The organism is Cyanobacterium sp. Dongsha4, assembly GCF_036345015.1.
In the GTDB taxonomy this organism is placed as follows: Bacteria; Cyanobacteriota; Cyanobacteriia; order Cyanobacteriales; family Cyanobacteriaceae; genus PCC-10605.
In genome coordinates, this window is record NZ_CP084098.1 from 2,762,481 (window position 1) to 2,786,505 (window position 24,025).

At 34.8% G+C, this 24,025-nt stretch carries 21 protein-coding genes; 7 read left to right on the forward strand and 14 right to left on the reverse strand.

Annotation, left to right across the window (positions count from 1 at the left end):
* Positions 1–94: 94 nt before the first annotated feature.
* On the reverse strand, positions 95–1,279 hold the full coding sequence (gene dnaN, locus Dongsha4_RS11885; protein WP_330202587.1) for a DNA polymerase III subunit beta: 1,185 nt from the start codon (positions 1,277–1,279) through the stop codon (positions 95–97).
* Between the two features lie 269 nt (positions 1,280–1,548).
* Here dnaN and Dongsha4_RS11890 point away from each other — a divergent pair, with 269 nt between their 5' ends.
* Both Dongsha4_RS11890 and Dongsha4_RS11895 read left to right on the forward strand, forming a co-directional pair.
* The gene (locus Dongsha4_RS11890; protein ID WP_330202588.1) at positions 1,549–1,845 is read left to right on the forward strand and encodes a BrnT family toxin; all 297 of its coding nucleotides are present in this window, start codon (positions 1,549–1,551) and stop codon (positions 1,843–1,845) included.
* Entirely contained in the window at positions 1,835–2,116 is a 282-nt protein-coding gene (locus Dongsha4_RS11895; RefSeq protein ID WP_330202589.1) for a hypothetical protein, read from the forward strand. Before Dongsha4_RS11890 ends, Dongsha4_RS11895 begins: the two co-directional genes overlap by 11 nt.
* Here Dongsha4_RS11895 and Dongsha4_RS11900 read toward each other — a convergent pair.
* From Dongsha4_RS11900 to Dongsha4_RS11915, 4 genes are all read right to left on the reverse strand, one after another.
* Positions 2,106–4,163 (reverse strand): ATP-binding protein, encoded by a 2,058-nt coding sequence (locus Dongsha4_RS11900; protein ID WP_330202590.1) that lies wholly within the window; start codon positions 4,161–4,163, stop codon positions 2,106–2,108. The genes Dongsha4_RS11895 and Dongsha4_RS11900 overlap by 11 nt on opposite strands.
* A gap of 56 nt (positions 4,164–4,219) precedes the next feature.
* Positions 4,220–5,173: an ABC transporter ATP-binding protein gene (locus Dongsha4_RS11905; protein WP_330202591.1), complete on the reverse strand. Its 954-nt coding sequence runs from the start codon at positions 5,171–5,173 to the stop codon at positions 4,220–4,222.
* A 166-nt stretch (positions 5,174–5,339) separates the two neighbouring features.
* Positions 5,340–6,164, reverse strand: coding sequence for a HEAT repeat domain-containing protein (locus Dongsha4_RS11910; protein WP_330202592.1), 825 nt, complete (start codon positions 6,162–6,164; stop codon positions 5,340–5,342).
* Between the two features lie 239 nt (positions 6,165–6,403).
* Positions 6,404–7,675 (reverse strand): Ycf66 family protein, encoded by a 1,272-nt coding sequence (locus Dongsha4_RS11915; protein WP_330202593.1) that lies wholly within the window; start codon positions 7,673–7,675, stop codon positions 6,404–6,406.
* Between the two features lie 276 nt (positions 7,676–7,951).
* On the opposite strand from Dongsha4_RS11915, the gene hemE reads away from it, so the two are divergent.
* Together hemE and Dongsha4_RS11925 are read left to right on the forward strand one after the other, a co-directional pair.
* Entirely contained in the window at positions 7,952–8,989 is a 1,038-nt protein-coding gene (hemE, locus tag Dongsha4_RS11920; protein ID WP_099435747.1) for a uroporphyrinogen decarboxylase, read from the forward strand.
* Between the two features lie 181 nt (positions 8,990–9,170).
* Complete coding sequence (locus tag Dongsha4_RS11925; RefSeq protein WP_330202594.1) at positions 9,171–9,647, forward strand: TspO/MBR family protein; 477 nt, start codon at positions 9,171–9,173, stop codon at positions 9,645–9,647.
* A gap of 218 nt (positions 9,648–9,865) precedes the next feature.
* Here the strand turns inward: Dongsha4_RS11925 and Dongsha4_RS11930 are convergent, their stop codons facing one another.
* Together Dongsha4_RS11930 and Dongsha4_RS11935 are read right to left on the reverse strand one after the other, a co-directional pair.
* Complete coding sequence (locus tag Dongsha4_RS11930) at positions 9,866–10,870, reverse strand: pentapeptide repeat-containing protein (RefSeq protein WP_330202595.1); 1,005 nt, start codon at positions 10,868–10,870, stop codon at positions 9,866–9,868.
* Between the two features lie 211 nt (positions 10,871–11,081).
* Positions 11,082–11,978, reverse strand: a complete 897-nt coding sequence (locus Dongsha4_RS11935) for a DMT family transporter (RefSeq protein WP_330202596.1) — start codon at positions 11,976–11,978, stop codon at positions 11,082–11,084.
* Between the two features lie 191 nt (positions 11,979–12,169).
* Between Dongsha4_RS11935 and Dongsha4_RS11940 the strand changes: the two genes are divergently transcribed.
* From Dongsha4_RS11940 to Dongsha4_RS11950, 3 genes are all read left to right on the forward strand, one after another.
* Positions 12,170–13,555, forward strand: coding sequence for an FHA domain-containing protein (locus Dongsha4_RS11940; RefSeq protein ID WP_330202597.1), 1,386 nt, complete (start codon positions 12,170–12,172; stop codon positions 13,553–13,555).
* 213 nt (positions 13,556–13,768) lie between these two features.
* A complete protein-coding gene (locus tag Dongsha4_RS11945) occupies positions 13,769–14,323 on the forward strand; it encodes a hypothetical protein (RefSeq protein WP_330202598.1) in 555 nt (184 codons plus the stop codon).
* A 231-nt stretch (positions 14,324–14,554) separates the two neighbouring features.
* Complete coding sequence (locus Dongsha4_RS11950) at positions 14,555–16,378, forward strand: penicillin-binding protein 2 (protein ID WP_330202599.1); 1,824 nt, start codon at positions 14,555–14,557, stop codon at positions 16,376–16,378.
* Between the two features lie 272 nt (positions 16,379–16,650).
* On the opposite strand, the gene Dongsha4_RS11955 is transcribed toward Dongsha4_RS11950, so the two are convergent.
* The 7 genes from Dongsha4_RS11955 to Dongsha4_RS11985 form a co-directional block, all read right to left on the reverse strand.
* The gene (locus Dongsha4_RS11955) at positions 16,651–19,791 is read right to left on the reverse strand and encodes an Hsp70 family protein (protein ID WP_330202600.1); all 3,141 of its coding nucleotides are present in this window, start codon (positions 19,789–19,791) and stop codon (positions 16,651–16,653) included.
* A 49-nt stretch (positions 19,792–19,840) separates the two neighbouring features.
* On the reverse strand, positions 19,841–21,040 hold the full coding sequence (locus tag Dongsha4_RS11960) for a hypothetical protein (protein ID WP_330202601.1): 1,200 nt from the start codon (positions 21,038–21,040) through the stop codon (positions 19,841–19,843).
* 192 nt (positions 21,041–21,232) lie between these two features.
* Positions 21,233–21,838: a Crp/Fnr family transcriptional regulator gene (locus tag Dongsha4_RS11965; RefSeq protein WP_330202602.1), complete on the reverse strand. Its 606-nt coding sequence runs from the start codon at positions 21,836–21,838 to the stop codon at positions 21,233–21,235.
* Positions 21,839–22,047: 209 nt separating this feature from the next.
* A complete protein-coding gene (locus tag Dongsha4_RS11970; RefSeq protein ID WP_330202603.1) occupies positions 22,048–22,734 on the reverse strand; it encodes a TspO/MBR family protein in 687 nt (228 codons plus the stop codon).
* Between the two features lie 42 nt (positions 22,735–22,776).
* The gene (locus Dongsha4_RS11975) at positions 22,777–23,049 is read right to left on the reverse strand and encodes a DUF3493 domain-containing protein (protein WP_330202604.1); all 273 of its coding nucleotides are present in this window, start codon (positions 23,047–23,049) and stop codon (positions 22,777–22,779) included.
* Between the two features lie 5 nt (positions 23,050–23,054).
* Positions 23,055–23,432 carry a DUF2358 domain-containing protein gene (locus Dongsha4_RS11980; RefSeq protein WP_330202605.1) on the reverse strand — a complete coding sequence of 126 codons (378 nt, stop codon included), beginning with the start codon at positions 23,430–23,432 and terminating at the stop codon, positions 23,055–23,057.
* 15 nt (positions 23,433–23,447) lie between these two features.
* Positions 23,448–23,993 carry a hypothetical protein gene (locus tag Dongsha4_RS11985; RefSeq protein ID WP_330202606.1) on the reverse strand — a complete coding sequence of 182 codons (546 nt, stop codon included), beginning with the start codon at positions 23,991–23,993 and terminating at the stop codon, positions 23,448–23,450.
* Positions 23,994–24,025 lie beyond the last annotated feature (32 nt).

Here is a 24,025-nt window from a genome sequence, read left to right on the forward strand (position 1 = left end):
TTAGTGTTGGGTTGGGGAAACCCCTCTGTATCTCCCCTTGAAAGGGAAGATGGGAAAACTAATTCTTAATCTGTTATTGATTGAAAGAAATCTGCTAGTCTCTAATTTGCACAGGCATAATTAAATAAGTCATTTGGGTGCCACTGAGAGGAGTAGCAATAACGGGTTGGGTTGCACCATTAAATTGAAACTTGATTTCATTGGCAGATAGGGCTTTTAATCCATCCATCAAGTAGCGGATATTGAAGCCAATTTCAAAGTTATCCCCGTTGATTTCGGCACTAATAGACTCTTTGGCGTTACCTAATTCTTTTGCTTCTACAGATAAGGTTACTTGCTCGTTATCAGAATTCAAGGTAAACTTGACGAGATTATTTTTTTGATCACTTAACACGGATACTCTTTCTAAACTCTCAATCATCCGTTTGCGATCAACTACCATTGTACGCTCAAAATTGTTCGGAATCAACTGGTTATAGTTGGGGTATGCACCATCTAATTTTCGGCTGGTAAGGTTTTGTTGCCCTAATTCAAAGACTACTTGCCCTTCATCGACAAATAAGGCAATGGATTCTCCTTCTTTTGCCATGGAAAGGATTTTTTCTAATTCTCTTAAGGCACGGGCAGGAATGGTTATAGTGAAATTTTGTTCTTCGGTAATGGGCGGATTAGAGTTATTTTCTTCTTCTGATTCTTTTGTCTCCTCAATGGCACTGGTTTTAACAACTGCTAAACGATGGCCGTCGGTGGCGGCAAACTCAAGAGTATCAAGATTGCGGGTTAAATGTACTCCCGTTAGAATTTGTTTAGTTTCATCATTACTTGCGGCAAATAATGAGCCTTTTAAACCTTCATTTAAGGCGGCTACGGGTAATAAAAAGGCTTCTTCTCTTTCTACGACGGGTAATTCAGGATATTCTTCTCCTTTAACTCCTCTTAGTTGAAATTTTCCTGAGAGGGAGTTTATGGTAACGAGGGGATTTTCTTCCATTTCCTCTTCTTCGTAGGAAATAGTTACTTCTCCTTCTGGTAAACGGGCGATAATATCATTTAATAGTTTTGCAGGTAGGGTGATTACTCCTTCTTCTTCTACTTCTGCACAAAAGCAACTGCGCATTCCTAAACTCAAATCAAAGCCTGTGAGGGTGACTTGATTTTTAGTTTGATTGGCGACTAATAAAACATTGGCTAAAATGGGATGAGTCGGACGAGTTGGCACAGCACGACTAACTAATGATAAATTATTTTTGAGATCAACTTGAGAACAGACAATTTTCACGGTTTTTTCCTGATAGAAATGAGTCTTTTATTTTTGGCACAGCCCTTTAAAGTACTATACATTCTCTTTTTTGTCAAATAGACATCATATGAAAATATGAGCAAGATAACTGTTTTACGGTGCAAAAATCATAATTTTTACCAGAAATTAAATGATAAAAAAATAACACAGATTAGAATTATATATGAGATCAAATAGAGAAACAGACACATAAATGAGAGAATAAAATATTGACAATGTCAATACGAACTTGACTATAATTAAGTAGAATGGATCTTATATTTATCCTGAATGGTATAACCTTTATTTGGAATGAAGAAAAAGCCAAGCAAAATTCCTTCAAACATAAGGGCATTACTTTTGAAAGAGCTGCCGAAGCATTTTTTGATCCCTTTTTGGTGGTAATGGATGCTAGTCGTAATTATGAAGCTAGAGATGCCGTTATCGGTATGGATAAAAATAATTACCTTTTATTTGTGGTTCATATTCAACAAGAAAACGATATGATTCGCATTATATCCGCCCGTCAAGCAACTCGTCAAGAACGTATATACTATGAAAATTGAAACATTGAAAAAAAGACTAAAAAGCAATCGCCCCATGAAAAGCGTTACTCTCCGTATGCCTGAAGATGTAGTGGAAGAATTAAAAGCCATCGCACCCCTATTAGGATTTTCAGGTTATCAACCTTTGATAAGGGCTTATATAGGGCAAGGATTACGACAAGATTTAGAAAAACTCGAAGAAAGTAATGTTTTGGAATTAATTGATAGTTTGAAACGTCAGGGAGTTGAAGAAACTATTATTAATAATGCCCTTGCGGAAATTAGCCATTAATATTTGTAATGTTTTGCAGTTTTTCCTTGAGTAATGGCAAGTTGATAGGTTTACTCATATAATCATCCATTCCTGCATTTAAGCATAAGATGCGATCGCAGTCCATAGCATTAGCTGTCATTGCCATAATATAAGGTTGTTTTTCTGGGGGGAGATTTTCCCGAATCCATTTAGTGGCGGCGATACCATCCATTTCAGGCATTTGCATATCCATTAATATCAAGTTATAGTCTTTTTGCTTAAGAAATTGAATTGCATCTAAGCCGTGATTAGCAATATCTGCTTGATAACCTAATTTTTTCAGTGTTAGTGATATGACTTTTTGATTTACTAAATTATCTTCAACAATAAGAATTTTGAGGGAAGATTGAGGAGTTGGAGAAGAAACAGAAGAAGAAACCATAGAAGAAGTTTGTGGATTATTACCGAGGGACAAAACAACCCTAAAATAAAAACTAGAACCTTTATTTTCTTCGCTTTCTAACCAAATTTCTCCTTGCATCATCTCCACTAAGCCTTTACAAATAGCTAATCCTAAACCTGTGCCACCATACTTGCGGTTAATGGAAGCATCTAATTGAGAAAAAGGTTGAAACAATTTTGATTGTTTATGAAGAGGAATACCGATACCTGTATCTTGAACTATAAATAAAATTTGATAAGCTGAGAGTCTATCGTTAGGGTTAATTTTTTTGCCTTTAACAATTATCTTAACTTCCCCTTGTTTAGTAAATTTCAAAGCATTGGAAACTAAATTGAGTAAGATTTGTCTTAAGCGAATTATATCTCCTAAAAAGTATTCAGGAAGAGAGTCATCTATTTCAAAAGTCAGGGATAAATTTTTTTCTTGGGCTTGGAATTGCAGTAAATCAATAACCTTTTTGACGCATTGTCTTAGGGAAAAATTTTTTGTTTCTAACTGTAGTTTATTGGATTCAATTTTTGAGAAATTCAGAATATCATTGATAATTGTCAGTAAACTTTCTCCACCGTCACGAATGGTGAGTAAAAATTCTTGTTGAATGTCGTTTAATGAAGTGTCTTCCAAAAGATTAACCATGCCTAAAATGCCATTCATGGGAGTGCGAATTTCATGGCTAATCATTGCTAAAAACTGACTTTTGGCTAAGTTTGCCGTTTCAGCCTCTTGCTTGGCTTTGATTAATAGTTGATTGCGTTGTTTAAATTCACATAGAAGATGAACGCTCCATCCTAATAAACTAGCTAAGATTAAACCAACAATTAGTATAACATGAGGAAGTATTGAGCGATACTTTTTCAGAAAAGAGTTATTGGGAATAATCTTAACTTGCCAATTAATGCCTCGATATTCTAAATCGATGGATTGTTGCCACTGTAAATTATCTTTTGGTGGTGCATAAATGCTACTATAAATTAGTTGGGAATCTTGATAAATAAAAATTTGATAGCCTTTCCATACCTCTTGACGGAAAACAGAATAAAGGAAGTTATTTAATTTAAAAACCGCAGTAATAAAACCATCGAAGCGAGGGGGTTGATTTTCTCCTTCATCAATCCAAAGGGGAGTATAAACAATAAAGCCCTTATCCCCTTGAATTAGATTAACGACTGGACTAATATAAGTTTTATCCTCAATAATAGCAGTTTCGATCGCACTTTTTCTTCTTCCTTCAAACTTAATATAGAGATTTTTAACATCTTCATTACCCTTTTCAGGCACTAACCAAGCTATATAATAATCAGGATTAACCCATTGAATCGACTGATAACCAGTATAATCTTGAATATATTGAAGAGCATCTTTTTCCCATCTTTCTTTGGGAGTGCCTTTTTCTATCTCCCATCGTTGTTGCATTCTTTCTAAGGCTAACACTCTTGTTTTTAACTCTAACTCTGTTTTTTGTCGTAAAGAAATTAACTGAGTTTGCACTAAATTTTCTACTTGGCGGTGATTATATTCCTCCAGAAAAAGAAAAGTTACCATACTAACTATAGCCATTCCTACCCCTATGGATATAGATATAATTGTCTGAGGTTTACGCCACAGAGGGTTAAATATTTTCATCGATATAAGGAATGAGTAGTGAGATTAAAGCATTTAATTAAATATTTGGGGAGGAATTAATTGTTAACCGATATATTTTCTTGAGTAGTCAATTGAAGGAAGACTTCCTCCAAAGAGGCTTTTAAGCGTTTCATTTCATAAATTCCTATGCCTTCATGAACTAAAATAGAGGCTATTTCTTTACCTACTTCAGAATCATTGTTCAACGACAATTTTATTATAAAACGATTATCAATTCCTGTTATGGGTTCAATGATAATTTTATCAATTGCGTCTATTTTTTCCAGTTTAGAGGTTAAACTACTAACTTCTCCTTCCACCTCTAAGTGATAACCCTTATTATTAAGTTGTTGTAAAAGTTCCTCTGTTTTCCCTGTAGCGATTACCATACCCTGATTAATTATGGTGACTGTATCACAAGTCATGGTTACTTCAGGTAAGATATGGGTGGATAAAATAATAGTTTTTTCTTTTGCCAAACTTTTAATTAAATTACGCACCTCAATAATCTGTCGAGGGTCTAAACCAACCGTAGGTTCATCTAAAATAATAACAGGAGGATCATGAATTATGGCTTGGGCAATACCCACTCTCTGACGGTATCCCTTTGATAATTTCCCAATAATACTATTGGCACGATCTTCTATTTGACATAATTCTATGGCTTTTTTAAGCAGTGAAGTGCGATCGCATCTAGGAATATTTTTAATTTTCCCGACAAAATCGAGATATTCTGTCACCGTCATTTCTGGATAGAGAGGGGGATTTTCAGGTAAATAACCGATTCTTTCTCTAACAGCAAGAGGATTTTCATGGACTTCAAAACCATCAATAATAGCTTTACCAGTAGTCGCAGGGATATAACCACTCAGAATGCGCATGGTGGTGGTTTTTCCTGCACCATTTGCCCCCAATAAACCCAAAATTGAGCCTTTTTCAACAGAAAAGGAAATATCCTTGATTGCTTGGGTTGAACCGTAGTTTTTACTTAATTTTTCGACCGTAATCATTGTTTTTTAACTTCAGTTCAGTTTAAGAATATCAGATAAGGTTAGGTGTCAGGTTTCAGGTTTCAGGTTGCAGGTGTTAGGGAAATGAGTTAGGAGTTAGAAATCGTTAATTATAAACTATTTACCTTTGCCCATTGCCCTTTTAACTTTGCCCTTTTCTTAAAAGTTATAGCAAACTATCCATTAACTCCATAATTTTGATTGCTTCAGGATGAATTGAGTCTTTTTCCTCTGTTTCCTTGGCAATAGCAGACTCTAGTAAACCTTTCATGGCAATTAACTTAAGGCTATTTTCCGCAAAGGTAGCACTAATAGCTTCAGCAGAGTTCGTATAACCGATCGCACCTAAGTCCATCAAAGCTGATCTTCTCAATTGTAGCTCTTTTCCTTGCAAAGCAGTAACAAGAATTTCTCCATAACTATCCTCTTCTGTTAGTTGATACATTGCTCTCGCCGCTCCATAAGCCACTTTAGGAATAGGGTGCTTCAGAAAAGGCTTAATTAAATTTAGGGCATTTTTTGCCTTTAAAGTGCCTAAAGCCTCAATAATCGCCTCATAAGGTTCATGGGGATGAGGTTTCCCTAGGGGTGTACCCTTACCATATTCTGTCAATTCTTCCCCTTCAACCGCCGTTTCTAATAAATTCATCAAAGATGCGATCGCTCTTGTATCATTTAACATTTCTAGGGCTTGGGCGGCAGATTCACGGACATAATAATCATCACAATCCAAGCATTTAATTAGAGGTTCAACAGACCGATTAAAACCCAATTTTCCTAGGGCTTTAGCGGCATTTCTGCGCAGGGGAAAACCACCATCAGGGGCGCGATCTTCTTTATCTTCTAAAGCCTGAATTAGAGCATTTACTGCCTCATCTGTGGCAACTCTGAACTTGCCCAACCACCAAGCGGCATAGTACCTCATACCAAGGTCTTCTTTTTGTAGTAAGTTAGCTATTGCTTTTTCTGGAGTTAAATTTGCTTCTGTCACGGTTTTTTTTAGTTAATGAATAATAAGGGGTGTAGATTTCAGAGTTAGGTAAGAGGTTATCAGATTGTAGGTGTTTGTTGGATATTGGGGACGAGATGAGAGGGGGAGTAGGGTATTAGGGAGAAACAAGTAATGAGTTAGGAGTTAGAAGTTAAGAGTTAGAAATCGTTAATTATAAACTATTTACCTTTCCCCTTGCCCTTTTCTATCAGTATCTCTTATCTGCTTCAGGAGTGTAATTAATTTTTCTTGTCAGGAAATAAATCATCAAGGGATTCGATGGTATCTTCTGAGGGAATTTCCTTTTCTTTATCTTCCTCTTGAGTGTCTGTTTGAATGGATATTCCCTCTTCTATGACGAGATTTTCTGCTTGAGAAGTGGCAGTGGTTTCTATTTCGGATTCAGTGTTTACATTCTCCTCCATGACTTCTATCTTTTCTTCTGTTATCTTTGTTTCTACCTCTTCAAACTCATTTTCCTTCTCTTCTTCCACAACTACTGATTTATCTTTTATTTCTTCGTTGGTTTCTTCTTCTGAATCGATAATTAACTCTTCTTCTAAGGCTTTTTCCTCAACGTCTTCTTGAGATATTTCACTTACTTCCTCGTTATCTTTTTCTTCCTCCAGTGTTTTTTCTGTAACATCTAGGTTTGCGATCGCTTCTTCTACTTCTACGGCGGTGGATTCAGGGTCAATTTCTTCCTCTAAATCATCAATTTCATCCAAAAGGGATTCTGGTAATTCATCCTTAACCGATGTGGAAGAAGTTTCGGCGGGTGATTTGCGGAAAATATTTCTAATTCGACCAAATAAGTTTGTTGTTGGCTTATTTTCTGTTGTTTCTGTCACATCCTCTGAGATAGCATCTACATTATCTATTTCTATCTCCTCATCATCTGGGGTAGCATCGATTTTTTCTTCTTCTTTATCCTCATCACTAATTGCTATGTCTTTTTCCAACTGAGGAGGGGAAGTTACTTCTTCTATGGTGTCTTTAATAACTTCTTCCCTATATGGTTTAATTTCTGTTTCCGTTGGCGGATTTTTAACTGGAGTTTCTTCTTTTGTGGTTGAAGCGACGGGGGTGGCAGTTTCTTCTTTTTCTTCTGAAGGAGTGGTGAGAGTCTCTGATGGTTTTTCTGGTTGGCTAGTTGTAACAACGGATTTTTTCTTACCTAACTGAGATACCTTTGCCAACAGTTGGGCTATAAATGTTAGCACTGAAAACCCTTCTAAGGCTTGGTTAGATTGAGATTCTGCTGTCTGGGCTTGTCTTAGTTTAGTATTTTCCCAAATAAATGCGATCGCCACTGCAACTCCTGCACATTGTCCTAATAATACAGCACCAGTTATTCTACCTGCACAAATCCATAACACAAGGGCATAAAATAAGCCTAAACCACTCCATAAAAAATCATCTTTCCTGTGTATTTTGGGACGGATAAAAGCATTTATATATAGAGATAAACTGGTTATTGCTACAAGAATTGCCAGAAAATAAGCTAACATCGCTTTTTTACCTTTTATAGATTATTTCTGTGATTATTATAAGTCATTAGTTCAATTAACAATTAGGAAAAGTTAAAAGGCAAGAGGCAACCCCCTCTGTGTCTCCCCTTTTAAGGTGAGAAGGGTAAAAGTGTTTAATTAACACTAACCCCAACACCCTAATACCCCAACTAGGGTTATAAGAAAATAATCGTTACATTTCTTTTCGTTAGTTATGAAGTGTATAACTCTGGTGATAAGCTAAAAAATGCACTAAATTTAAGAAACAAATATATAATGAGCGAATTGCCTTGTCTATTACGGGTTGCCCGTGGTGAAGTTTTAGATCGTCCTCCTGTATGGATGATGCGTCAAGCAGGTAGATATATGAAAGTCTATCGTGATTTGAGAGATAAATATCCTAGTTTCCGTGAACGTTCGGAAAATCCTGATTTAGCTATTGAAATTTCCCTTCAACCTTGGCGCGCTTTTCAGCCTGACGGGGTAATTATGTTTTCTGATATTTTAACTCCTTTACCCGGTATGGGTATTCCTTTTGATATTATCGAAAGTAAAGGTCCTATTATTGATCCTCCTATTCGTAGTTTGGCTCAAATCGAGCAGTTACATCCTCTACAACCAGAGGAGTCTTTACCCTTTATTAAAACTATCCTTAATACTTTACGTCAGGAAGTTGGTAATAAATCAACGGTTTTAGGATTTGTGGGTGCGCCTTGGACTTTGGCGGCTTATGCTATTGAGGGTAAAAGCTCTAAAAATTATGCTGTGATTAAAAGTATGGCTTTTTCCGAGCCTGATATGCTTCACAAATTGCTAGGTAAAATTGCAGATGCGATCGCAACTTATGTACGTTATCAAATCGACTGTGGAGCTCAAGTAGTTCAGATGTTTGATTCTTGGGCAGGAGAATTAAGCCCTCAAGACTATGAAACTTTTGCTTTACCCTATCAAAAAAGAGTAGTAGAACAAGTTAAAGCCACTCATCCTGATACCCCTTTAATTCTCTATATTAGTGGTAGTGCAGGAGTTTTGGAAAGAATGGGACAATCTGGGGTTGACATTGTTAGCGTCGATTGGACTGTAGATATGGCAGAAGCGAGACAAAGACTCGGTAAAGAGATGAAGGTGCAAGGAAATATTGACCCCGGAGTTTTATTTGGCTCACCAGAATTCATTAGGGAAAGAATCCATGATACTGTTGCAAAAGCAGGAAAAGGAGGACATATTCTTAATTTAGGCCATGGTGTTTTAGTGGGAACTCCTGAAGACCATGTTAGGGTTTTCTTTGAAACTGCTAAATCTATTAGATATTAATTGATATAGGAAAGGGCAAGGGGCAAAGAGCAAAAGGCAATTAGTGAATAGTGAATAATTAAAAACTCCTAACTCCTAACTCCTAACTCCTAACTCGTTTCTCCCCAATCCCCTAACCCCGAACTCCGAACTCCGAACTCCGATGTTATCTTTGAAAAAAGAGTTTACCCCTTGCTTTTAAATGTTTTTACCTTCTTGGCTAATAATAGGTGCGATCGCACTTTTGTTGAGCATTGTTATTAATCGCATACCTGCCGATGATTTACGTTGGTTTTTTCGGCTTAAACGTCCCTCATGGTTAACTTTTGAGTTTCTTATTCCCTTTATTTGGATTTTTATTTTTGTCTGTTTAGTCTTATCTGCTAGTTTGGTTTGGGATAGTAATATCAATCTTTTTCCCAAAATAACATTTATGTCTGCCTACGTCATCTTACAAATGTCCATACTTGCTTATACAAGAGTAATGTGTGCTGTGCGTAGTTTAGTGGTAGGAACTGCGATCGGGGCTTTTGGCTTTTTTATTGGTTTAATTTTGGCTTTTTTCGTGGCAAAAGTCGATTATTCTGCATTGGCTCTATTGATGCCATATCTTTTGTGGAGTCCTATTGGTACTTATGTTACATGGGCAATGATTCCTTTAAATCGTAGTGATATATGATATGTAGTTACCTGAGTTATACGAAAAAAGTATTGAAAAATAATGAGTTAAGACTTATGAATTAGCGAAATTTTCCTCGAAAAAATCAATTTTAATAATTTTTTTATCAATTATTATTACTATTCCCTATTCTCTTCTCCACTTTTAGGGGGAGACACAGAGGGGTTTTCCCTGTTCTTTACCTTAACTGGCAATTTTATATCGAACTCATGTTTTCATTAAATAAAAATTTTTCCATCAGGCATGGTTGCACCCTCTAAAATAGCCTCTGACAGATTAACTCCCGATAAGTCTGCATCCCTCAAACTAGCACCACTTAAATTGGTATCTTTTAATATCGCCCCATTGAGACAAGCACCCCAAAGATAAGCACCTCGCAAGTTTGCCCCTGTTAAATCTGCACCTCTTAGATTAACTAAGTTCAAATTAGCAAAACTTAAGTCAGCATTGCGTAAATCTGTTTCACTGAGATTACTTTTCATTAAGTTAGCTTGTATTATTTCTGCTCCTTTCATTTGCCCGTGATACAATTGGACATTTTTTAAATTGGCTTTGTGCAAAACACTGCGACGTAAGAAAGCACCAGTGAGATTACTTCCAGAAAAATCCGCCCCATAAAGTTTTGTACCACTTAATTTTGCTTCTTCTAAATCCATCCCACTAAAATTCAAACCGTGTAAGTCTAAACCGTTAAGAAATGCTCCTTTTAATTTTATGCCGTATAAGGTTGCCCCCCTTAAGTTTGCACCGCTCAACCTCGCATGGTTTAAATTTGTCCAATTTAGATTTGCCCCTTGTAAATTCGCACCCCTAAGATTAATTCCATCGAGATTTGCACCACATAAGTTAACCCCTGGTAGATTTGCCATGTAGAGACTTACCCATGTTAAAATAGCACCGCTTAATGTTGCTCCCTGTAAATCCGCTTTATGTAATTGAGCTCCTCTTAAATCTGCTTTGGTTAAATCGGCTTCTATCAGTTGAGCTTCTTTTAACTTAACAAAACTTAAATTTGCCCCATACAAAAATGCTCCTCTTAAATCTGATTCTAAAAGAAAACAACGTTCCAAATCTGACCATGCAAGATGGGTTTCAATCAGTTTGGAGTAAGAAAAGTTGGAATTACTTAGTTTCATTCCACTTAAATTACTTTTGCTTAAGTTAGTATTGCGAAAATCTCGATCGCCCTCTTGATAGCGTTTAATAACATCGGTAACAGTCATTTCCTTTTCTCCTTAAAAGATAGCGAAATGGGGTATCAAATCATTTCTTATTAACTGATAACATTAAATGAAAAAAACAACCTCTATCTATATTTTATATTCTTTGATTTATCTCTCATTTTTTATCAACAAATCCACACTAAATTTATCGAAACTTGATTTTTATTAATAAAAATACATATCATCTGAGTTTGGAGTTAAGAGTTTGTGGTTACAATTTTTTCTTAATAGAATAAGTGACTCCCAACAATAGAATAAAAGCACCGATGATAACTAACAACTGAGGTATTTCTTGAAAAAACCACCATGCAAATAAACTGGAAATAACAGGCTCAAATAAAATCAATAAAGAAATAGTAGTAGGGGAAAAATATTTTAAAGACCAATTTAAACTTGTATGACCAATTATTTGAGAGATAATAGCCATTAAAATTAAATAGATATAAATATTGAGGGAATGACCTCCATAGCTAGTTCCGAAAAGGAGTGGTAAAGGTAATAAACATAATGCTCCTGTGAGGTAAGCAATAATAATGTACTGTTTTGTGGTCAATCCTTTCTGCTGTGCTAATGTGCCTAGTAAGATATAGCCACTAGCAAACCAACTACCCATTAATGCTAGTATTGCACCTAACAAGGGATTTGAGCTAAAACTATTACCATCATGGGCAAAGGCAATCAATACACTACCTAAGAGTGCGATCGCAATACCAATAATGGTTTTTCGAGTTAATTTTTGTCCTAAACACCACCAAGAAAGCAAAGCCACCCACAAGGGATTGGTAGTTACGAGACTAACCGAAGCGGCAATGGAGGTAAAACCTAATGAACTTATCCATGTGGCAAAATGTAGCCCCAAACAAATACCAGCCCCTAAGCCATAATAAACACCAGAATTATTTTTCTTGATTTTCCATAAATCACCATAAGAGGGAATTAAGAGAAGAGCAGAAATTATTAACCTACTCGAAGCGATAAATAAACTAAATCCAATGGTAACTTCATTTATTTCCTGTTGAGATAAACGCACAAATATAGCGGCTAAAGAAACACAGATAATGCCAACTCCTAGAATAGTTCTTTTTTGCCAGTATGATGGAATGTTCACTTATGAAAAATTGTATGTATATTTTTTAAATTTTTATGATGAATGATATAAACAAAAATTAATAATAATTAATAATATATTATCTTTCTGTCTTTTATTTCCTTACTGAAGTATAGTAAATTTAGATGCAAACTAGCTTATAATTTAGATACCCAATGATAAATACTAAATAACATTTTAGGGAGTTCAATATGGATAATTATTCTCCTGCTCACGTCACTTTAATTAATAGTAAATTAAAAGAAAAAGTAGAGTATATTCTTTCTAGTCAATCTCTTAATTTAATGGGCAGATCTCCCGATTGTCAAGTGGTTTTAGATCCTCAAGAATATATTACTGTCTCTCGTTATCATGCACAAATTCAGTTAATAGAAAAAGATGATAATTTTTATTGGCAAATAGAAGATAAAGGAACAACTAATGGTACTTTTATTAATGGGGAAAAAATTATTTCTCCTTATACCCTCAAAAGCGGCGATCGCATCTTATTAGGATTAAAAGGACCAGAATTTATTTTCACCACAGAAATATTAAATCCAACGGTATTAGTCGAAGATTCTCCTCCAAAAATTAATCAAGATAAAGATAAATTAGAAAATCAGAATATAGAAACTGGGGAGCTAAAAGAAGATATAACATATAATAAAACTAATAAAGAAAAAATAGTTGCTAATAAAACAGAAAAACAAGAAAATAATCAAAATTTACCTCAAGAAAAAGTAACAGATAAACCAAAAATTGAGAAAGAAAAAATAGACCTTGATGCTTATTTAAAACCAATTAATATTCCTGAAAAAAATCTTTTTAATTTAGTCAATTTTCAAGAAATAGCTACCTTAGAAATAGATAGCAAAGAGGTTCAATGTTGTGTATTTAATCCTCAGAATCAATTAATTGTAACTGCACTCTCTAATAAAAATATAGAAATATGGGAATGGCAAACAAAAACAAGAATATTAACCCTAGAAAATGCCCATAGGATTAATATAAATAGCGTAAACTTTAGTCATGATAGTAAAAAATTAATTAGTGGTGGTAGCGATAAAATAGTTAAAATTTGGGATATAGAAAATCAAGCAGAAATAGCATCTTTATCAGGGCATAAAATGGCAATAAATACCCTCTGTTTTAGTCAGGATGATAAATTATTAGCTAGTAGTGGCAGTGATAAAATAATAAAAATTTGGAATGTAGAAAATCAAGCAGAAATAGCATCCTTATCAGGACATAAAATGGCAGTAAATAGCCTTTGTTTTAGTGATGATAACCACTATCTAATCAGTGGAGGAGGAGATAAATTAATCAAAATTTGGAATATAGAAAAACAAGAAGAAGAAAAAACCATTAAAGTAGAAAGTAAATCCCCTATTCAATCCTTAACTTTTAGTCCTGATAATACGTTAATTATTTGTTTGCTTCAAGACGGGAAAATTAGTGTTTATGATCGAGAAAAAGAAACAGAATTAATAACTCTAACATCTCCTGATATATGGGGAGAATTAATTGCAATTAATCGAAATGGAAATTTATTCATCAGCAAATCTCCAGATAAAGGCATTGTTATTGGGCAAATTTAACCCTGTTGTTTACCCTCGGCAACACCACTTTTTCATCAACCCTCAATTAAAACCATCAAGTCTGTTACCTGACACCCGAAACTTAACCAAACCCAATATCCTTATGCCAAACTGAGGTTAATTAATTCCCAAAGTTGGGAAAAATAAAAAATTATATATTTCTGCTATATTTGCTAATATTAGTTAATTCTAATCAAAATCTCCCAATGACTTATGTTAGCCCACGATACCTTACCCAAAAAGAATACTAATGCTGTCGTAAAAAATAAATCCCTTAATCAAAGAGATTTTCGCCGTAAATCCAGTCATTTCCACAATCAAGAACAAACCGTAAATAAAAACCCTAGGCGCGTTCAAGAAAGAAATAGTAATACTTCTACTTCTCAGTTTTCAGAATCAATACAGTATCCTCTATGGTTAAAAAGTTTTATCGTCCTTAATCATTTTTCATCTGTTATTTGTGGTCTGAGTGTTGGTACAGCATTAGTAATTTATGGCATGACAGTTTATGCTCCAAAGCAGTGGACTAATAAATATCATCAGTTACAAAATTTGCAAAAACAAGAAAGACAATTTACTTTTACCGATGAAGTACTGAAAGATACATTGGCGGAATCCGCCCAGCAACAGGGATCTGGCTTTGTAAATCCAGACCAAAGTAAGCCCCCTATTTTCTTACCAGAAACTAACGCCACTGCCATTACCCCAAAACCAATTAACCCAGTCAAAATAAAAAAAGTCAAACCTATTTATCCTGTTGCCTATTAAGATTAAACCGATTGGCTCTCTTGCTTCTCGTCGTGATAAATTGTTGGTTAGGGCAGGAAAGAGGAAAAAGGGAATTATTGAATAATAATTTATAAACTTTTAACTTTATATTTAACCTGAAACCAGAAACTTTTTTAAGAAGTAATTTATCATAAACTACGATAGAAGAATCAACTTATTTCTTTTTAGTCAATTGTTTGTAATAATGCTAAGTTATTTAACTTCCTCAAGATGAATGTTTTTAAGCTAAAATCTGACAATGATCATGTTGGTAACTCTCAATCTAACAGTAAATTGAGTAACCTAAAATTAGCCTTTACTCAGTTAAATTTTGATACATGGATTAGACTATTACTGATTTGGTTGTTTTTAGTTTTTGGAGCGACTGGTTTAGGATGGCGACTATATAAACTACAAATAGTCAAAGGAGATGAGTTAGTTAAACTGGCAAAACAGCAACAAACCTATAACTTTCGTCCATATATTCCTCGTCGCTCGGTTACAGATGCACGGGGTAATGTTATTGCCCTTGATAAAGTGGTTTATAAGGTTTATGTTCATCCTGTGATGTTAAATGAAGATAAGGATATAGTTGCTGAAAAATTAGCAACCATTCTTACAGATAGAGACAAAAATGAGATTTTAAAAGTTTTAAATAGCGGTGACACTGGTATCGTTTTAGCTCGAACCGTGACGGAAGACCAAGGAAATAGTATTAAAAGATTGGGATTTGAAGGGATTGACCTAGAAAAACGCTATGCTCGTTTTTATCCCCAAGGGGAGTTGTTTGCTGACATAATTGGTTATGTGGATACAGAACATAGTGGACAGGCAGGAATAGAATATAGTCAACAAGATTTATTAGAACGGGATTTAACTCAACTAGATTTAAAATCTATGATGACGGTAAAAAAAGACGGTGAAGGGGCTATTATTCCTGCTTCTTTGCCAGATGGTATCGTCCAATTAGATGATTTACAACTGCAACTTACCCTTGATACAAGACTACAAAGGGCGGCAAGGGATTCTCTCAAAGCACAAATTAAAAAATTTAATGCGAAACGAGGGGCTGTTATTGTTATGGATGTGCATACAGGGGAGATAGTTTCTCTGGTAAGTGAACCTACTTACGATCCTAATAATTATTCCAGCTATGATTTTGCTCTTTACAAAAATTGGACTGTAACAGATAGTTATGAACCGGGTTCAACTTTTAAACCCATAAATGTTGCGATCGCACTTGATGAGGGAGTAATTAATTCTACCTCAAGGGTATTAGATGCACCTAGTGTAGTAATTGATGGATGGCCGATTTCTAATGCTTCTAAAACAGGAAAAGGGTGGGTTAGTATTACCAAAGCCTTAGAAGATTCTAGTAATACAGCGATGATTTATACCATGAAAAAACTAAGCCGAGAAAAATACTACCAAAGATTAGAAGAATTAGGCTTAGATAAACTAATGGGGGTTGATTTACCTTTTGAAGCCACAGGATACGTAAAACCGAAAAGTATTTTCACCGCCAGAGACATCGAAACAGCAGTATCAGCCTTTGGACAGGGATTATCTCTCACACCATTGAAATTAGTTCAACTTCATGCGTCTCTCGCTAATGGAGGAAAGTTAGTTACCCCTCACGTTGTTAAAGGTTTAGTCAATGCAGAAGGAGAAATAGAATCGAGTGCTTCCTTGAAAACTAAGCAAATATTTTCTCCCGAATCTGCTCGTAGTGTCACTTTAATGATGCAATCAGTAGTTGCTAACGGTACAGGTAAAGCCGCTCACATCGAAGGCTATCACATAGGGGGTAAAACGGGAACAGCCCAAAAACATGATGGTAGAGGAAGATATAAAGCAGATGCTAAAATCACCAGTTTTATTTCCATTTTACCTAGTGATGATCCTCAATATATTGTTTTTGCAGTGGTAGATGAACCAAAAGGAGCAAATACTTATGGCTCAACTGTTGCCGCTCCTGTAGTTAAAGATGTTATTAAAGCCATTATTCGGACTTATGGACTTCCTCCCTCCTATACTCCTCAAAAGAAAGAATAGATTTCGTCTGAGATATTGGGGTATTAGAGGATTGGATGAATAATTTTAAAAAGTAGTTTAGGGGATTTCGGGGTTCGGAGTTCGGAGTTCGGAGTTCGGAGTTCGGAGTTAGAAGTTATTAATTATCATCAACTATTTACCTTTGCCCTTTGCCCTTTGCCCTTTGCCCTTTTAACTTTCACCTTTGCCCCCTGCCCCCCACTTCTTCCTAAATCTGCTACCAAAGCGAGAAAATTTTATGTCTAACTGAGGTGAGTTAAGATTCCAAAAATTTATTCTCTGATAGTATCAATGAGGAATTGTTTGATTTGGCTCGAATCCTCCTCGGAAACTGTGGCAATATTTAACATTTTTGGTAATAATTCTATGCGATCATCAAATATGGACTCAATTTGGCGGAAACCACTTAAATAACTATGGACAGGTAAATCGGATTTTGGTAATAACTCTATTTGTCGGCAGATGGTGGGATTTAGTTCATAGTCTAGGGCGTGCCATGCTAAACACTGGGATAAGCACCCTAACATATTTAAGGCAACTTGAGGTTTGATGATTACATGGTGCAACTGTTCTAGGGCAAATTGAGCGATTCCTTCTACCTGTTTAAAGTCAATTCTATACTCTTCAGGTTGTCCGGGGCTAATTAAACGACTTAACGCCCATGCGGCTTTTTCTTGTTGTCCCAAATGTTTGCTCGTTTTTAAAACGTTTTTCAGGAAGTTAAGGTTATTGGAGTTGCATTGACCACATTTACCTAGTGAGTTCAAAAATACTAGAGAGCTTGGTTCTCTTTGAAAACACTTAAAGGCTTCTATTAGTTTGAGATCAAACCCTTCCCATAATAGTTTACCCGGAATATTTGCGATCGCCTGATAAAGTTTATTATCTAATCGGGCTAAATCCTGATTAATTTTCATTTGAATCCACTGTTCAAATTTAATCTCAGCACTTTTTAAGGCGAGAGATTCTTCTGGGTTGAGAGAGGCTAAAATTTCCCCCAAACACAATACCGCTAAATAACTACGGGTTGGATGGTTAGATGTTCCCCAAAAACTATCCATTTCTAGCCATCGCAGTAAATCATTGACGATTTCTCCTCGATTAGATGCGATCGCGCTTAACTTAGTTAAATCACGACGGCGATCATGTAAACGAGCATTATTGAAATTGCGATCTAACTGATAGGCTACGTCTTCCCAATCTTTAAATTTTACTTGCACGCCATCGTCAATTTCTTTACCTTTACGAGTGCGAGAAATATGGGGAATTAAAGTTTTAGGGTCAAATTCACTAGCCACTTTCAAGGTTTTAGTGGTGGCCACAAAACCGTTGTTATGATGATCAGAGGCAACCTCTAACTTAAATCGTGCTTTCTCATTTTTTTGAGATACTAAAGTTAATAACAATCGTTCATCAAAAGTGTATTCTACCTCCAAATTGAGAGGATCACCCGGTTGTAAATTAGCTTCTAAAATTTCATTGAAAGATACCCCCCGTGAACGTTGTAAATTGGTATTTACATTAGGTTTACTACCCATGCCCACCCAAATATCAAAACTTAGATAGCCTTCAGCTAAGGAAGGTAACTTCAAACCATTCAGACTGGTTTTGTAAGGGTATTTTTGTCCTTGGGCAATTAATAATCTTAATCCTGTTGTATCTTCTTGATTGGTTTGCAAATAGATATGGGTAGGATTAACTCTTTCCACAGATTTTAATGCCCCTGCCGCATATAAACTTGCACCCCTTGCCACCGCTAAATCGGGATTCCCTTCATCTAAAATGGGAATATTACCAAAAAGCTCTCTTAATCTGTCTTTTATCGGAGGAAAATAAGTCATACCCCCGTTGAGCAAAATTGCGTCCACTTCTGGTATTTTTCCAGTGGTGATTTTCGCCTTTAACAATACATCTAAAATTGGTACGACAAAAGTATCAAAGCGGTCAGTAAAAGGGGTTTCATCAAAAGCAGTTTCGGGGTTCATGGCTTGTAACATCTCCAAATTGAGATCAGGGCAGAGTAAATCTGCTAAAATCAAACTCATCTTATCGACACTGATATAATGGCGAATGGGTAATTGATTATCTAAAAAAGTACCTTGAAAAGCCAATTTAAAGTTATTTTTATCATTAGTAGAAAAATACTCAGATCCCCATAATTTCTTAAATTTTTCTGCATAAAGAGGCAATTCATACCCTAATTTATCTCGATCAGCAGGAGACAAATTAACATTATTAACTGCATTCTTTAAAATATAATTAGCAATTAATTGATCAACTTTATCCCCTCCAACACGGGTACGAGATCCGATTGCAACATCATTGATCAAAAAAGTATTACTATTACTATCCCACTGCACCTGATGTAATGTAACATCTAAAGTACCTCCCCCCAAATCATAAACCATGATATTTGCAGGGGTATTAACATCAAAAGCAGGAGGAATATCACCCCGTTGCATCGAGTAAAGAAAATCATACAAAGCCCCTTGAGGTTCAGATAATAATACAACATCTTCCTCTTGCCAACCAGCCAACACCGCCGCCTTTCTCGTTGCTTCAATGGCATCTGATTCATAGGAAGCAGGATGAGTAATCACCACACCTCCCACATTGGTATATTTATCTAACAACTGCTGACGGCAAAAATTTAACACTTGAGAAGCCGCCTTTTCAGGAGAAACTTTTCCCGATGTCAGAGAATATTCAAAGGGTTTCCCATCAAGGTTATATCCCATATTGTGTTTCCATGCCAAAATAGTTTGATCTCGGAAAGCATAAGCATTACTCTTAATATGTCCACCAATTTCTCCTTCGTCTGCCGAAGTAAAACGCACTCCAGAAGGAATAATTGCCTTTTTCACCAAGCTACCATTTTCATCCTTTACAGGCACTTCCACCACTGAAGCATTCCATTCCTTTCTCAGAGTATAATTAGCTAAAGACATAACAGTATTAGTTGTACCTAAATCTATCCCCACATAAGTAGGTTGCATTACCTCCGTAAGAATTTCCACATAATTAGCATTTTCTCTGGACTTATTACCGATTTGATTACCAATTACTAGGGATTTTATGCCTTTAGATTGAAGATAGCTAAAAAGTCGAGCATAGTCATTATCATTACTAACAATTGCCACTAAATTAATAGCTAATTTACTATTATTAATTAACTCATCTACGGTTTGAAAGATTAAATTATCTACTTCTTGAGAAACAGGATTTAAGCCGGGGGTTAATTCAAAACGATAGTCAAATTTACGAAAACTACTACCATAGGCAGTTAAGACAGAAGGAGTATTAGAAAAAGCTCTTTTGACAACCATATTGCCGTATTTACCACATAGTTGCTCAATGGTTTCTAATCTCGGTTTAATATTATCTAAATCTAATAAAACAGCAATATTGTACATAATTTTTTCCTCTTGATTATCAAATATTTAGGCACAAGTTAATTAATTTCTAATTTTCAATTTCTTCCACTTTTGCAGGGGTAACAATTTCTTCTCCCACTTTCCAACCACAGGCAACACATTGAACTTTTTTTACTTCTTCTTTACTGGTGAATTGACTACCAGAAATATAGTTATATTTGTTGTTGTCTAAATCTTCTCCTGTGATTTCTAATATGGCTTCTGTATCTGGTGGAAAAGGTTGAATATTTAACGTAGAAAAAGCCTTAAATAAATTTTCTAAATTAATAAAACAAGTGAGGGTATCTTGAGTTGATAAACCTTCATTATTTTCTAGTAATTTATCAATCTTTTTATAAAGGCTAAAGAGTTGATCTAAAACAGGTTGTTGTTGTTCATCTTGGAGAGATTTAGCTAATGTATAAACTGCTTCTTGTAAGGAGTTTTCTTTTATATCTTGAATTTCTCTTTCTAACTCCTGACTCTCATTTTCTAGTCTGCTAATTTCTGCCCTTAAATTATTTTCTGTTTCCCCTAATTCTTGAACTAAATTTTGTGCGGCTTTTTCTTTTATATCAGTCCTAGTTAAATTAAATTCTTTTTGTAATTGATAACCAAATTTACCAATATATTCTGATGCACCGAATTGAATTATAGTTTGATAGGATTCAGAATTAAGAAGGAAATATTTATTTTTTTCGTCTAGGTAATAGGGTAGTTGATGCAAAAACCAAAAACTTCTTTCCCTTGAGCGATTAAAGTTATCGATGATGTTTGCAAAGTTTTCTAATTTAATTAAATCAAGTTGATCGCTGTTAACAATTTTTTCAAATAAATCGACAAATTCTGATATTTTTTGATGCCAAAAAGTGATAAATTTATCTGGTCTAATACTATATTGGCGAGAGAGATGGTAATAAAAATTTTCGGCTTTGTTATATTCTTCGTCGTCTAATTCGTCTAATTCGTCTAATAAGTCATCCCAATTATTTGTTTTATAGTTGAGCAATTTATCTAAACATTTAATCTGAATAACTGCTAGTTCGGAATATTGTCTTTTTTTACCGAAACTTCTAGGGGTTATATCTCCTAAAGCACGATCGAGAAAAAGGGTTAATTTGCCCCAAGGAGAAGACGTTAATTCAGCTTGAGAAACGGGATTTTTCTGTTTATTAATAATGGGTTTAGGTTTTGTATTTCTTTCAAAGGCTTTTGCATTTATTTTCTGGAAAAAATCAGGTCTATTCATGAAAAATACCCACCGTATATAGAATTATGTTTTTCGGGTGCTTATCTATATATCAGTAGCGATTTTCAATTTTATGCAAAGTGATAATAATTTTTTGAAAGAATAAAAATGAAATTATATGTAATCAGAATTGAGCTTAAATAGTTATTCCTCATTTCTGATACTTTATTTCTGGTGCTTTTTCAATCTATGCTACGAAAAATGTAAAAGTAAGTGACGACTAGAATCTAAGGAGATTAATTTTTGTTTCTGCATATCTCCTAATAGTCTTGTTACTGTTACTCTGGTTGTACCGATCGCATCTGCTAAATTTTGATGAGTAAATCTAACTTTAATTCTAATTTTATCCTCTTTGGTTTCCCCTAAATATGCACCGAGAAGATTTAATAATTTTAGCAGACGTTCTTCTATTCTTTTCAAAGTTGCGATCGCTAATAACTCCTCTGTTTGACGAATACGGGTAACAGTTTCCGTGAGAATTTTTTGAGCTAAATTAGGATCATGTTCAATTTCTTCCAAAGAAAACCATTGTAAATAAACATCAGATAAAGCCTTAGCCTGAAAAGTATCGAGATTAGTAAACCACAAGCCGAAAAAATTGCCCGTTTGTGACCATCCTAATAAAGTTTCCTCTCCCAATGCACCCACTTTGAAAAGTTGTACAACTCCTCTATTAACTTGCCAAATGCCTTGAGCAATTAAGGGTATTTCTTCCCCCCGCTCATAAAAATGTAATCTTCTTTCTCCGGAACGTAATTGAGTTTTCAGATTATGATTGGAAGGATAACCCAGTAGCATAATAAATACTGTTATTGAGAATACATTGATTTAAGCATTAGGTTAACAGAACAAAATTAAGAACAGGTAAAGGTTTCTCACTTTATAGAATCTTTTTTCTCCCAGATTTTATTGAATTGTTACCTTCAAGAATATATACACTTTCTCTCTATTTTCTTTAAAATAAACTGATAATAAATAAAAAACACCTGCTACCTGATACCTTTTTCCTAACTTCTATTTAACTGCCAAATACGAGTTACTAATGCGGAGGCAACAACTAACCAAACGCAAGAGGGAAGTATTAGCCACCCAGAAGAAGGGATTATCTGCCAGTAAACCACAGCGAGAATAATAGATGATAGTAATGGCCCTAATATTACAACAGGCACGGCTAAGGCGTATCTACCTTCAACGGTGAAAATAGTATTCCATGTATCTCCCAAGGCTAAATGAATAGCAAAGACAATTAAGGGAATAGCAAGAAAATTTTGGTCTAATTTTTGCCACACTAGGTAGGATGAGACGATTCTTAATACCCCAATACTCATCCACACTATAGGAAATACGAATGGAGGAGGAGCCCATTTTGGACGAATAACTTGATCATATTGACGGCGCGATCGAGTATTATCAAGAGGGGAGAAAAATCGAGAACGAATAGTAAAAAAGGTGAGAAAAAGACATACTATTGATACATTGATTTTCTCATCTAAATTGTATTTAATTAAATTCTCAAAACCCTTATTAGCTAACCATAGAGTCAAGGTCATTAAGCCAATTTGAGCTAGTGTTCCAGCAACATAACTGAATATTTTTTGTCCGTTTAAAGGGGTGTTTTCTTGATTACTATTTTGGCTTTCTTTTTTTACACCCATGACGGTGTTTACAGTGCCTGATAACCAGTTATTAGTCATTTTTTCCTTAATTTATGATAATTGATAATAGTGAAAAATATTTTACTTTTTTTTGCGATCTTCCCAACGATAGAGAAAAACCATAATAGCAATTACTGTTATTTGTACAAATAAATTATAAATGTTATCACTAATGTTTTTTCCTGCTAATAATTGAGCGAAAAAGATAAAAGCTCCGATCGCACCTGATGCTCCCAAACCTAAATAAATAAACTTTCTTAAACCCTTATAGGGGGCTTCTGCTTCTGCTTTTAAATAGGCATATTTTTCAGAACTTAATTTATTATTTTTCTGATTATTAGAATTATTATTCATAAAAACTATTTAAAAATAAAATGTTGTTTAATCATATCAAATAAAGAACAATCCCAATAGTCATAATGACCTATAATGAGATCATCTTTTAATTTTAGTTCACTTCTTCCTGATACAGAAATAAAAGGTTTCCACGGTAATGGACTATTCCAAGACATTGTCCAACGGGTATTAATTTGATTTTCTATTTGATTTATTTCATGTAATTCTAAGTTTAAATTACTAAACCATTTTCTTAAAAAAGCAATCATTTCCTGATATTTTTCAAGTCCATAAAAATCATAAACAGGGTCTTTAAAGTGGACATTTTCGGCATAAATTATATAGGTTTGATCTTCAGGAAATTTTTGATAATCCTCTTTGATAATATCGATTAAACTCATTTTTTTTATATTAATTTATACTAAATTAGAAAACTGTATTTGATAAATAGTCCAAATATCCACTAACCAGAGAAAAAAGGTAAAAAAGAATAAAAAAATATACATCCAAGGTTGTGCTAAAGGACGAATATCTGTAGTGTCAATGTTAGTTTTATTCTGCACCTGTTTAACCATTTTGGCAAAACCAGCAATTCTCATGGGTAGTAAATAGGCTTTATCTCTATTTTTTGAGACAAAATAATAGACTAATCCTCCTTGCCCCGTCGTACGCATTTTCAGACTGTCAATTTCTCTCCAAGATAAATGCCATCCCTTACGCCATAACCATTTTACCCATTGAGGATAAGTAACGGCTATACCCTCATCATCAACCATAACTCTTTCACTTAAAATAGCAAAAATTGCGATCGCACCTAAGCCAATTAATAGCGAAAGTAACCAAATAGGGAAATTAAGAGAAGTTGTTTTGAGCAGAAAAGGCAAAGGAATTGTTAAGGCGAAATAAAGATTAAGAAGGGTTATTTTGATTAAAGGAGAAATAGGATAAATAGATGATTCCATAATAATAGTTATGCTGTCTAAGGTTATAAATT